Annotated in this window: 12 protein-coding genes and 1 pseudogene; 6 read left to right on the top strand and 7 right to left on the bottom strand. The window is 62.2% G+C overall.

Annotation, left to right across the window (positions count from 1 at the left end; genetic code table 11):
* Window positions 1-3: 3 nt before the first annotated feature.
* Window positions 4-570 (bottom strand): (2Fe-2S)-binding protein, encoded by a 567-nt coding sequence (locus VGH41_RS24350; RefSeq protein WP_331600215.1) that lies wholly within the window; start codon window positions 568-570, stop codon window positions 4-6.
* Window positions 571-601: 31 nt separating this feature from the next.
* The gene (locus VGH41_RS24355) at window positions 602-1468 is read right to left on the bottom strand and encodes a xanthine dehydrogenase family protein subunit M (RefSeq protein ID WP_331600216.1); all 867 of its coding nucleotides are present in this window, start codon (window positions 1466-1468) and stop codon (window positions 602-604) included.
* A 334-nt stretch (window positions 1469-1802) separates the two neighbouring features.
* Here VGH41_RS24355 and VGH41_RS24360 point away from each other — a divergent pair, with 334 nt between their 5' ends.
* Window positions 1803-2609, top strand: a complete 807-nt coding sequence (locus VGH41_RS24360) for a LytTR family transcriptional regulator DNA-binding domain-containing protein (RefSeq protein ID WP_331600217.1) — start codon at window positions 1803-1805, stop codon at window positions 2607-2609.
* A gap of 6 nt (window positions 2610-2615) precedes the next feature.
* On the opposite strand, the gene VGH41_RS24365 is transcribed toward VGH41_RS24360, so the two are convergent.
* Complete coding sequence (locus tag VGH41_RS24365) at window positions 2616-3506, bottom strand: LysR family transcriptional regulator (RefSeq protein ID WP_331600218.1); 891 nt, start codon at window positions 3504-3506, stop codon at window positions 2616-2618.
* A 145-nt stretch (window positions 3507-3651) separates the two neighbouring features.
* Here VGH41_RS24365 and VGH41_RS24370 point away from each other — a divergent pair, with 145 nt between their 5' ends.
* The 3 genes from VGH41_RS24370 (at window position 3652) to VGH41_RS24380 (ending at window position 5302) form a co-directional block, all read left to right on the top strand.
* Entirely contained in the window at window positions 3652-4377 is a 726-nt protein-coding gene (locus VGH41_RS24370) for a pirin family protein (RefSeq protein WP_331600219.1), read from the top strand.
* A 111-nt stretch (window positions 4378-4488) separates the two neighbouring features.
* Entirely contained in the window at window positions 4489-4902 is a 414-nt protein-coding gene (locus tag VGH41_RS24375; RefSeq protein WP_331600220.1) for a DoxX family protein, read from the top strand.
* A 211-nt stretch (window positions 4903-5113) separates the two neighbouring features.
* On the top strand, window positions 5114-5302 hold the full coding sequence (locus tag VGH41_RS24380; protein WP_331600221.1) for a hypothetical protein: 189 nt from the start codon (window positions 5114-5116) through the stop codon (window positions 5300-5302).
* An 85-nt stretch (window positions 5303-5387) separates the two neighbouring features.
* Here VGH41_RS24380 and VGH41_RS24385 read toward each other — a convergent pair.
* From VGH41_RS24385 to ahpC, 3 genes and pseudogenes are all read right to left on the bottom strand, one after another.
* Window positions 5388-5522 (bottom strand): annotated as a pseudogene (locus VGH41_RS24385) (motility protein MotB); the annotation flags it as partial.
* A 127-nt stretch (window positions 5523-5649) separates the two neighbouring features.
* Window positions 5650-7239: an alkyl hydroperoxide reductase subunit F gene (gene ahpF, locus VGH41_RS24390; protein WP_331600222.1), complete on the bottom strand. Its 1590-nt coding sequence runs from the start codon at window positions 7237-7239 to the stop codon at window positions 5650-5652.
* A 171-nt stretch (window positions 7240-7410) separates the two neighbouring features.
* A complete protein-coding gene (gene ahpC / locus VGH41_RS24395) occupies window positions 7411-7974 on the bottom strand; it encodes an alkyl hydroperoxide reductase subunit C (RefSeq protein ID WP_331600223.1) in 564 nt (187 codons plus the stop codon).
* 357 nt (window positions 7975-8331) lie between these two features.
* On the opposite strand from ahpC, the gene VGH41_RS24400 reads away from it, so the two are divergent.
* Complete coding sequence (locus VGH41_RS24400) at window positions 8332-9744, top strand: MFS transporter (RefSeq protein ID WP_414696707.1); 1413 nt, start codon at window positions 8332-8334, stop codon at window positions 9742-9744.
* Between the two features lie 103 nt (window positions 9745-9847).
* On the opposite strand, the gene VGH41_RS24405 is transcribed toward VGH41_RS24400, so the two are convergent.
* Window positions 9848-10714, bottom strand: coding sequence for a 2OG-Fe(II) oxygenase (locus VGH41_RS24405; protein ID WP_331600225.1), 867 nt, complete (start codon window positions 10712-10714; stop codon window positions 9848-9850).
* A gap of 301 nt (window positions 10715-11015) precedes the next feature.
* Between VGH41_RS24405 and VGH41_RS24410 the strand changes: the two genes are divergently transcribed.
* Complete coding sequence (locus tag VGH41_RS24410; RefSeq protein WP_331600226.1) at window positions 11016-11720, top strand: cation diffusion facilitator family transporter; 705 nt, start codon at window positions 11016-11018, stop codon at window positions 11718-11720.
* The last annotated feature ends 322 nt before the right edge of the window (window positions 11721-12042 follow it).

Below are 12042 nucleotides of genomic sequence, written 5' to 3' on the forward strand. Positions count from 1 at the left end.
GGGTCAGTGGCTATCGGCTGTCTGCGCGGCTTGCGCAGTGTGCGTGGGGTCCGCCGTCATCAGCGGATGCGATGTCTGAACCGCTTCGCCGCGCAGCTTGCGCGCGGCGTACTGCACCGCTTTCACAATGTTCTGATAGCCCGTACATCGACACAGGTTGCCCGCCATCCAGTAGCGGATCTCATCTTCATCCGGAGCGGGATTTTCTTTGAGCAGCCGATACGCCCGGATCAGCATGCCCGGCGTACAGAAGCCGCACTGCAAGCCGTGCTCCTGCATGAAGCCCTCCTGCAGCGCATGCAATTCGCCACCCTGGGCGAGCCCTGCGAGACCTTCGACGGTCAGCACCTCGGCGCCTTCGGCTTGCACCGTGAGGATCGTGCATGATTTGACCGACATGCCGTCGAAATCCACCGTGCACGCGCCGCAATGCGACGTCTCGCAGCCGATATGCGGCCCCGTATGCAGGCATTTTTCGCGCAGCGTGTGGATCAGCAGCTCGCGCGGCTCGACCACTACGTCCGTTTCCTTGCCGTTCAGCTTGAACGACACCATGACCTTCTTGTTCATGCCGTGTTCTCCAGGAGTACGCCTGCGGGATTCAGTGCGCTGCGCGCGCGTATGCGGTGGCGAGTGCGCGCCGCGTCATTTCGCCTGCCATGGCGGTTTTGTATTCGACGTCGCCGCGCAGATCCTCGACCGGATCGCACGCGCCCATCGCAAGACGAGCGGCTTCGTCGATGGCGGCTTCGTCGAGCGGCTTGCCGAGCAGCGCCTGCTCGGCATCGGTGGCGCGCACGGCCGTTTGCGCGACATTGGTTAGCGCAATGCGAACCGCGCTCACGGCGCCGCCGCTCATGCGCAGCGTCACTGCTGCCGCAGCCGTGGCGAAGTCGCCGGTTTTGCGCTTGAGCTTCGCATAGCAGTAACCCGTGCCCGCAGCCGGTGTCGGAATGCGGATCTCGGTCATGATTTCGCCCGCTTCCAGCAACGTCAGGTAGGTGCCGAGAAAAAAGCCGTCAGCCGGGACGACCCGCTCGCCCTGCGCGCCCAGCAGAACAAAGGACGCGTCGAGCGCCAGCATCAGCGCGGGATGATCGTTGCCCGGATCGCCGTGCGAAATATCGCCGCCCAGCGTGCCGCGATAGCGCACCTGCGGATCCGAAATCTGCCGCGCGGCTTCGACCAGCAGCGGACAGCGGCTTTGCAGCAATTCCGACCAGATCAGCTCGTTTTCGGTGGTCATCGCGCCAATGCGAATCTCGCCGTCCGTCTCGCGGATGCCTTTGAGCTCGGTCAGCTTGCCCAGATCGATCAGATGACCCGGTTCGGCAAAGCGCAGCTTCATCATCGGCAACAGGCTGTGGCCGCCCGCCAGCAGTTTCGCGGCGTCGCCATGTTCGCCGAGCAGCGCGATGGCTTCGGGCAAGCTGCGCGGAACGTGATACTCGAATGGACGTGGAATCACTCTGGCCTCCCTGGTTTTGTCATCAGCCGGTGACCGAGCATTTCACAATGCAATGCAGCAATTCAACGCGATTTCCCGAATGGCGGCACGCGCGCGTCAACTACCGGAAAACGTACATGAATCGCGCGCCGCATCAGACAATACGCTGCGAACCGGGCCGCCCGCGTAGCCGGGGCTCGCGCGACGCGACGCAGCATGCGCCATGCCGGTTTCCCGAACGGCGGGTTTACCTGCGTGAATGGCCGGGAAAATTGCGCGAAAATTGCTGGACACGGATAGCGGACACCACGCGCCCCTTACGCATGGTCAGACCCATCAGGGTACGGAGACCCGTATGACACCGTTTGAGCACGTCACCCCACCGACACCGGAGTCGCGACGCAGCGAGACCTTCCAGCACAAGCTGGAACAGTTCAATCCGGGGATGGTCTGGCTCGACGAACAGGGACACGTCACCGCGTTCAACGACGTGGCGTTGCAGATTCTCGGGCCGGCCGGCGAACAATCGCTCGGGGTCACGCAGGACAAGCTGTTCGGCATCGACGTGGTGCAGTTGCACCCCGAGAAAAGCCGCGACAAGCTGCGCTTTCTGCTGCAGTCGCGCGACGCGGGCGGCTGCCCGGTCAAATCGCCGCCGCCGGTGGCGATGATGATCAACATTCCCGACCGCATCCTGATGATCAAGGTGTCCAAAATGAGCGGCGCGGGCGGATTGTGCGGCACCTGCATGATTTTCTACGACGTTACCGATCTCACCACCGAACCCTCCGGCCAGCTGAGCGGTGACCACGCTGGGCCGCCGCGGCGCCTGTTCAAGATTCCGGTCTACCGTAAAAACCGCGTGATCCTGATCGACCTGAAGGACATCGTGCGCTTTCAGGGCGACGGCCATTACACGACCATCGTGACCCGGGACGACCGCTATCTGTCCAACCTGTCGCTGGCCGACCTCGAATTGCGGCTCGACAACAGCATTTATCTGCGCGTGCACCGCAGCCATATCGTGAGCCTTCCGTACGCCGTCGAACTGGTCAAATCGGACGAAACCGTCAATCTGGTGATGGACGACGCCGAGCAGACCCAGGTGCCGGTGAGCCGCTCGAAAACCGCGCATCTGAAGGAACTGCTCGGGGTGGTCTGAACCGGCTCATGCTGCCAATGCCCGGCTCAACTGTTCGCGCAAAAACGCGGTGAACGTCTGGATGGTGGCGGAGCTTTGCCGGTGCTGCGGATAGATCGCATACAGGGCGCTTGCGTGCGGCAGAAACGGCTCCAGCACAGGCACCAGTTGCCCGCTTTTGAGCGCGCCGGAGACGATGAAGTCCGGCAGCAATGCAATCCCTAGTCCGGCGATGGCGGCTTCACGGATCAGTTCGCCGTTGTTGGCGCGCAGCGGCCCGCGCACTTCGACACCCTTGTGCACGCCGTCCACGATGAATTCCCAACTCGCCGGGCCGCCATGTCCATAGAGCAGGCACGCGTGACGCTCCAGATCGGCCGGCACGGCAGGCGTGCCGCGCCGGCGCAGGTACGCCGGACTGCAGCAGGCCACCATCTGCACCCCCGCGAGCCTTTGCGCGATCAGCGTGGAATCGGCGAGCGTGCCGATGCGGATAGCCATGTCGAACCCTTCGCCCACGACGTCGACGACGCGGTCGCTCAGTTCCATATCGAAGCGCACGTCCGCGTGCTTTTTCAGGAACATCGCGACGAGCGGCGAGAGGTGCACCATGCCGAACGACATCGGCGCGCTCACCCGCAACAGACCGTGCGGCGCGCCGCGCCGCAGCGACATGGCCTGCTCCGCCTCCTCCACCTCCGCGAGAATGCGCCTCGCGCGGTCGTAGAACTCCTGACCAAGTTCGGTCACGGCCAGCTTGCGCGTGTTGCGGATCAGGAGACGCACGCCCAGTGCCTCTTCCAGCACCATCACGCGGCGGCTGACGAACTGCTTGGACAGCTTCAGGCGATTGGCGGCAGCGGTGAAGTTGTGGGCGTCGACCGTGGCGACGAAGATTCGCATGTCATCAAGCTGCATAAGGGGTTTGCGTCCGATTGTCTACTTGCATGTGACGGAGTTTCCGTTTACGGCCAGATTATAAGCACATTGATTGACGTACACTGCTTTCCATGGATCGCGGGTGACATTCTTCCCCGGATCGCACAACCCAGGAGAAAACAACATGCTGGACATCAGACACGCCAATCAACGCGGCCGCGCGGAGCACGGCTGGCTTAGTTCGCGTCATACGTTTTCGTTCGCGAGCTATCACGATCCCAAGCAGAACGGCTTTTCCGACCTGCTGGTGATCAACGACGACCGCGTGGCGCCGGCGCAAGGCTTCGGCAAGCATCCGCACCGCGACATGGAAATCTTCTCGTACGTGCTGGACGGCGCGCTGGAGCACAAGGACACAATGGGCACGGGTTCGGTGATCGTGCCCGGCGACATCCAGTTGATGAGCGCAGGCACGGGCGTCGCCCATAGCGAGTACAACCATTCGCGCAGCGAACCCGTGCACTTCCTGCAGATCTGGATTGCGCCGGGGCAGCGCGGCACGGCGCCGCGTTATCAGCAACGTCATTTCGGCACGGCGGACAAGCGCGGCGTGTTGCGCCTCGTGATTTCACCGGACGGCGCGAACGATTCGCTGACGGTGCAGCAGGACACACGGGTGTATGCGGGACTGTTCGACGGCAACGAGAGTGCCACCCTGCAGCTCGCGGCCGACCGCTACACCTATGTGCATGTAGCACGCGGCAGCATCACGGTGAACGGTGTGACGCTGGGTGAAGGCGACGGCGCGCGGGTACGCGACGAACGTTCGCTGACCTTCACGCAAGGTCAGGATGCCGAAGTACTGGTTTTTGATCTGCGCAACATCGAAATGTCGGACGTCTGGTCCTGAACAGTAGTGGCTCGACAGGTTCGCCGCCTGGCCTTTGACAGGCCCGCGGCGGGCCATACCTGACAACCCTCAAGCAAGCAATATCGACTTCAACAGTCCGGAGAAACAATCATGCGCTATACCCTGTTCGACAATCGTAAGGACGAAGTGGTCCTCGTCGCCCGCATTCTGCTGATGGTGCTGTTCATCATCTTCGGTTGGGCCAAGCTGACCGGCTTCTCGGGCACCGTCGCCTATATGGCGCAAACCGGCGCGCCCGCGCCGACGCTCTCGGCGATCATCGCGGTGGTGATGGAATTCGGCGCGGGCATCGCCCTGCTGGTGGGCTTTTATACGCGTCCGCTCGCCGTGCTGCTTGCGCTCTATACACTGGGCACCGCAATCATCGGCCATCACTTCTGGAATATGACGGGCATGGAACAGTACATCAACATGATCAACTTCTACAAGAACGTCAGCATCATGGGTGGCCTCCTGTTGCTGGCCGTAACCGGTCCGGGCAAGTACTCGCTCGACCGGAAGTAAGCCGCGCGGCCGTCCCCAACCGGAGAATTGCGTGCGTAATTGACCCTTGTTCGAACCATCGCCACGCTGCGGCGGCGCCTACGATGTCATGGTGGTTCTTTGGAATTCACCTTGATACGTTGCCCCGCTCGTGACACTACGCGACCGCTTGACGGTATGGCTGGATCGATTCGGGAATGCAGTCTGCACGCCGCAACACCTGGAGACGGCCGTGGATATTGTCAAAATCGCCAAAGCAGCGGGTTTGCAGATTCTGCTCGACGCCCGCATCGGCCAGCAAACCTATCACAGCGTCAGCGGCTCGCTGTCGTCGTTGCAGCGTTTCGCGGATGCTGTCTGCGCCGCCATGGCGGACGAGGTGGCCGCGCGCAACCAGCAGGCCGAAGCGAACGAAGCGTAAGCGGTGCGGCTGCGGCTGCGATGCGACGAGGCGGGTGCCACGGGAGTTACAGCGATTACGTGGCTTGTGCGCTGGTTCGGGCCACCCCTGAATACGGCACGACGTCGGTGTGTCCTGCAATCGACACGCGATTCTCCACGTCGCTCAGCGCCGCGCCGATCTGCGTCAGGATGGTCACAGCGTAGTCCTCGAGCCTGGCGCTGCCGGAAGCGAACATTGGGCCGACGACAGCGCGGTGTTGCAGTACAGGCATGTGACGAAGTGCCATATGACAGTTGTGTGCCCAACAACAACAAAGCCCGCTCAAGGCGGGCTTTGTCGCACTACAACCGCATGAAGACTCGGCGTCAGGCCACGGCGGCTTCTTCCTGCACCACCACTTCGTCATCCGCGCTGTTGCGGATCAGATGATCGAACGCGCTCAACGATGCTTTCGCGCCCTCGCCCACCGCAATCACGATCTGCTTGAACGGCACTGTCGTGACGTCGCCGGCGGCGAACACGCCCGGCACCGAAGTCGCACCGCGTGCATCCACTACGATCTCGCCGTGCTTCGACAGTTCGATCGTGCCCTTGAGCCACTCGGTGTTCGGCACCAGACCGATCTGCACGAACACGCCTTCCAGCTCGACCTTGTTCGTCTCGCCCGACCGCAGATCCTTGTAGACCAGACCGTTGACCTTCTTGCCGTCGCCGGTGATCTCGGTGGTCTGCGCCTGGGTCACGATCGTGACGTTAGCGAGGCTGCGCAGCTTGCGTTGCAGGACCTCGTCCGCACGCAGTTGCGCGCCGAATTCGACCAGCGTGACGTGGCTGACGATACCGGCCAGATCGATGGCCGCTTCCACGCCCGAGTTGCCGCCGCCGATCACCGCGACACGCTTGCCCTTGAACAGCGGGCCGTCGCAGTGCGGGCAATACGCCACCCCGTGATTGCGGTACTCGCGCTCGCCCGGCACGTTGATTTCGCGCCACCGTGCGCCGGTTGCCAGCACGATCGTTTTGGCCTTCAGCACTGCGCCGTTTGCCAGACGCACTTCGTTGATGCGGCCCGGGATCAGCGCGTCAGCGCGCTGCACATCCATGATGTCGACTTCGTAGCTCTTCACGTGCTGTTCGAGCGCTGTGGCGAACTTCGGTCCTTCCGTTTCCTGCACCGAAACAAAGTTTTCGATGGCGAGGGTATCGAGCACCTGGCCGCCGAAGCGTTCCGCGACCACACCCGTCTTGATGCCCTTGCGCGCCGCGTAGATCGCGGCGGCTGCGCCAGCCGGGCCGCCGCCGACGATCAGCACATCGAACACCGGCTTTTTTTCCAGTTCCTTCGCAGCACGCGCACCGGCACCGCTATCGAGCCTGGCGAGAATTTCCTTCACGCCGCTGCGGCCCTGGCCGAAGACTTCGCCGTTCATGAACATCGTCGGTACCGCCATGATGTGGCGCGCTTCGACTTCATTCTGGAACAACGCGCCGTCAATCGCCACGTGGCGAATGCGCGGGTTGATCAGTGCCATCACGTTCAGCGCCTGCACGACTTCCGGGCAGTTCTGGCATGACAGCGAGAAATAGGTTTCAAACTGGTAGTCGCCATCCAGCTCACGGATCTGCTGGATCACCGCGTCGTCGAGCTTGACCGGGTGACCACCTACCTGCAACAGCGCCAGCACCAGCGACGTGAACTCGTGACCCATCGGAATACCGGCAAAGCGGATGCCCGTGTCCTTGCCCGGCTCGCCAATCGAAAACGACGGCTTGCGCTCGGCGTCGCCGCTACGTTCGATCACCGTGACGCGCTCCGACAACGACGCGATGTCGTTCAGCAGCACCCGCAGTTCCTGCGATTTGGCGCTGTCGTCGAGCGAGGCAACGATCTCGATCGGCCGGCTGACTTTTTCCAGGTACGTTTTCAACTGAGTCTTGAGATTGGCGTCCAGCATGGCTATTCGAATTCCGTGACGAGGGTTGAGGCTCCCCGCGCCCCCGAGCATGTCGTGGCGAGGAGCCGTGCAGACCGCATGCATGGCGATGCATGACGCGGCCCGCACGGTGTCGCGCCAATCAATGGCGCTTACTGCGATACCACCGGCTTTGTAACCGGCGGCTTAGACTTAGATCTTGCCGATCAGGTCGAGCGACGGGGTCAGCGTTTCTGCGCCCGGCGTCCACTTGGCGGGGCAAACTTCACCCGGGTGAGCCGCGATGTATTGCGCTGCCTGCACCTTGCGCAGCAGTTCGCCAGCGTCACGGCCAATGCCGTTGTCGTGCACTTCGCACAGCTTGATCTCGCCTTCCGGGTTGATCACGAACGTGCCGCGCAGTGCGAGGCCTTCTTCTTCGATCAGCACGTCGAAGTTGCGCGAGATAGCCAGTGTCGGATCGGCGATCATCGGGTACTTGATCTTCTGGATCGTGTCCGACGTGTCGTGCCATGCCTTGTGGGTGAAGTGCGTATCGGTCGACACGCTGTAGATCTCGACGCCGAGCTTCTGGAATTCGGCATAACGATCGGCCAGGTCGCCCAGTTCGGTCGGGCAAACAAACGTGAAGTCAGCCGGATAGAACACCACGACGGACCACTTGCCCTTGAAGTTCTCGTCGGAGACGGGCACGAATTCGCCGTTGTGGTAAGCGGTTGCCTTGAAAGGTTTGATCTGGCTGTTGATGATCGGCATTGCTGCGTCCTTTTTGGTGCGTGGTTGAGGAAGTGGATAGAGTATGTCGGGAATCGCTTAATAGAAAAAGTTGATTGTTTAAATCACGATCATTAACTTTTACTATCGAATCGTCGCGGCGGCTTGAAAGACGGTTTGAGAAACGTATGCTGCCGCAGTTCCGCGGCATCTCTGCGGTCGTTCGACGAGTGACGACACCGTCGAAAGTATGAAAAAAATCGCCCACGCGATTTCTCGCGACTGGCGATCTTGAGCAATACTTATTCGTTTTTACCACATTTGGGGCTTCGTTTCACGGACCATCGGTCGGTCGACGCCCAAAGATGCGACTCTGTAAGGAAGCAAGGAAGTATGACCGTGCGCACCACGTCTTTTATCGGATGGCTGCCGTATATCGTCGCGGCGACCTTCTTCATGGAATACCTCGACACCACCGTCATTGCGACGGCGCTGCCACAGATGGCGCATTCCTTCGGCGTCGGCCCGAACAGCCTGAGTCTCGGCATGACGGCCTACATGCTGGCGCTGGCGATCTTTATCCCGGTGAGCGGCTGGGTTGCCGACCGCTGCGGCTCGCGCACCGTCTTCCTTGCCGCGATCTCCGTGTTTACGGTCGCCTCGGTGCTGTGCGGAATGTCGCACAACGTCGCGGAATTCACCGCGGCGCGCCTGCTGCAAGGTATCGGGGGCGCGATGATGGTGCCGGTCGGGCGGCTGATCGTCGTGCGTAGTACCGAGAAAAGCCGGCTGATGCAGGCGATTTCGACCATCACGTGGCCGGCCATTGCCGCGCCGGTGGTCGGGCCGCCGGTGGGCGGCTTCATCACCACCTACGCGAACTGGCGCTGGATCTTCCTGCTGAACGTGCCGTTCGGCATCGCGGTCGTGGTCGCGGCCGTCGCACTGGTGCCCAATCTGCGGAGCAGCGAACGGCGGCCGTTGGATATCGTGGGCCTCGTGCTGAGCGGCGCGACGCTGACGTCGGTGCTGTACGGGGCGGAGCTGGCCAGCCAGCCCGGCGAAAATCCGTGGATTGCCGGCGCCTTCGTGGCCGCTGGCCTGGTGCTCGGCTGCGTCGCGTTCCGGCATGCGCAGCGGCACCCGCATCCGCTGATCGACGTTTCCACGCTCAAGATTCCCACCTTCTCCGTAACGGTGGTGACCGGCTCGTTCACGCGCATCGGCATTGGCGCGGTGCCATATTTGATGCCGCTACTGTTCCAGATTGGCTTCGGGATGTCGGCTTTCAAGTCGGGGCTGTTGCTGCTCGCCAGCGCGCTCGGCAATCTCGGCATGAAGGCACTGACGACGCGCATCCTGCAGCGTTTCGGCTTCCGGCTGGTATCGATCGTCGACGTCACGCTCGCCGGCCTGTTCACGATCGCCTGCGGCTTGCTGACGCCGGAATCGCCGCTGGCGTGGGTGCTGATCGTGATATTCATGTACGGCGTGGCGCGCTCGATGCAATTCTCGACCCTCGCGACCCTCGCCTACGCTGATGTGTCGCAGCCGCAGATGAGCGCCGCGAGTACCCTGTGGAGCGCCGCGGCTCAAATGACGATTGGCCTCGGCATCGCCTTCGGCGCGGTCGCGCTGCGCGGCGCGGCGGTTTTCAACGGCGAGGGCTCCGGCCATGTCTTTACGCTGGACGACTTCCGCATCGCGTTTCTGTGTGCGGGCCTGGTGACGCTGGCGTCCGTGTGGGGCTACTGGCAGATGGCGCATGACGCCGGCCGCAGCGTCGGCGGTGGGTCACGGCGCGCGTCATGAACGAAAGGCGAGCTGTCCGCTCGCCTTCGTCTACCGTCGCCGGCCTTCGGTTGATCTCACTTGCTGCCACTTGCCTTAACTTGCCTTCATGACGGCGCCGCGCTCAGGCATTTTCGCGCTCGCGCACCCACTTGGTCATGATCCATTTCTCGCCTTCGAGCACCGGTGCGCCGCCATGCAGGCTAAGCGGATCGAGTTGCCGCCGGCCGTTCAAATAGCGAAAGTACACAGCGCTGCCGCGCTTTGCCGCCACCGCGATTCCCGCGTTGGGGAAATACGTTTCGCCGCCGTTGGGCACGTCGTTCAGGTAGAGAACCAGCGTAGCCACGCGCTGGCCGCCGTGCGCTGTATGAACCGCGCTGCCCGCCTGATCCGGCGGGAAGTAATCGAAATGCGGGCGATATTCCGCTGCCACCTGATAGTTCAGCACCTGGAGGCCTTCACCATTCTCGACGGGGCAGTTCATCAGGCTGGCGATGCGCCGCTCCAGACCTTCAATGAACGGGTCCTGCGCCCGATCAAAAAACATGCCCTGACTGGTGCGAGCAGCGATGACGTCGTCTTTGCCGTTTTCAGGATTGACCGTTGTTGAACGCCTGATCTTGGGACGCGCCCGTTCGATCAACTCCTCGCATTCGCCTGCGCTGAGTACGTCGCCGAACACGATGATTTGCGGGCGCTCGATCCGCATCAACACGTGGATGTCGCGGTCGTCAGCGCGGATCACATTACCGGCGGCGACCGGCGCCGGGTCGTATGCGTATTGACCGTCAGCCGCTTCGACGCCGTGCGGGAAATTCATTTCAGAATAGCGCCCCGTCGCAGCGAGCAGCGCGCTACGCACCGCGGGCTCGGCGATGGCCGGGTCAAAGCCCAGCTGGACCATCGCATCGACCATCGCCACCTGGCTGCACCCGCGACTGGCATGTTCGGCGAGCCAGGTTTGCACCGCGGCGTTGACTTCAGGCATAGATATTCATTCCAGATCCGGTTGCTCAAGGCGTCGCACGCGTTGAAGTCCGCGTGCGAGAAAACCGAAAATGGTAGGTGATCCTATCAATCGGGATGACCTGACAATTCTGAAACTCGAGCCGCTTCCGCTCCGCGGTGCGCCCGGATTCTCCGCCGTATGAAGTAGGCCACTTCTGACATCAACGCAACCTCGCACAGCCTTCGCACTTGTCACCCGCAGGCAGCGTGAGCCCGGCTTGTCATCTGCCCGCAACGTTGGCCGGTTAGCTTGCTGACATTACTAGAAACCCAGTCCGCCAATGCCACCGTCGTCCGAGCGCCACAGCCAGTCGCGCGGCAGTTCCGTGCGCGCCGCCTACGTCAGTGCCATGCTGAATGCCGCTCTGATGACGATGCAGATCGTGATCGGTCTAAGCGCGCATTCCGACGGCCTCGTGGCCGACGGCATTCATACACTGAGCGACCTGGCTGCGGACGGCGTCGTGATCGCCGTGCTCTATTTCGGTGCAGCGACGGCAAACGGCCGACGCGCCGGCGCCGCCGATGGCGGCTTGCATACCACGCTCGCCACGCTGCTGGTCGGTGTTCTGCTGGTCGTCACGGCGGGCGAGATGCTGTGGCACAGCGTCGAGCCCAGCACCATCCTGAGTGTGAGTGCCACAGTGCGCGCCGGCGCGCTTACCGTGGCGGTCTGTGTGATGTTCGCCAAAGAAGCCTTGTTCCGCTATCTGCGGGCGCAGGCTCGGCAAACCCGCTCCACGCTTCTTCTCGCCAGTGCGTGGCATGCGCGGCTCGACGCGGTCTCGGCGCTCACGGCGGCGCTGGGCATCGCCGGTAGCCTTGCTGGCTGGCCGGTACTGGATCGCGTCGCAGCCGGTGTGATCGGACTGATGATCCTGCGCATGGGTTATGGCAATTGCGCAAGCGCACTGCGAGAACTGTTTGTGCAACCGCTCGTGGAACTGGATGGTCAAACATCTCTTGACGCACAGCGCCGTTTGTGATCCTATTACGCCCATGTTTGCCGCACAGACCCTGCTATCCCTCCTACTACTAGCCCGCTCTACCGGGCTAGGTCTGCTGCTACGCGCTTCCCGCATCTAACGCGTCCGAAGCGCAAGTCATTCCCAAATTTTGCTGACCTTGCCCCGGTTGCCCACCGGCGGCCGTGCTTCGTCTCGTTTCTTTCACGCTCCATGGATTGCTCACCGGGCAACGGGCTGATGAACCACCTCAGAATTCCTGCTTTGTTTTACCAGGCGTCCCCGACGTCAACCTTGTTGTCGTGCGCAATTCCGCGCTCATTTCGCCATCGCGCATGGCGAC

The sequence above is a fragment of the Paraburkholderia sp. genome (assembly GCF_036488795.1).
GTDB lineage: Bacteria > Pseudomonadota > Gammaproteobacteria > Burkholderiales > Burkholderiaceae > Paraburkholderia.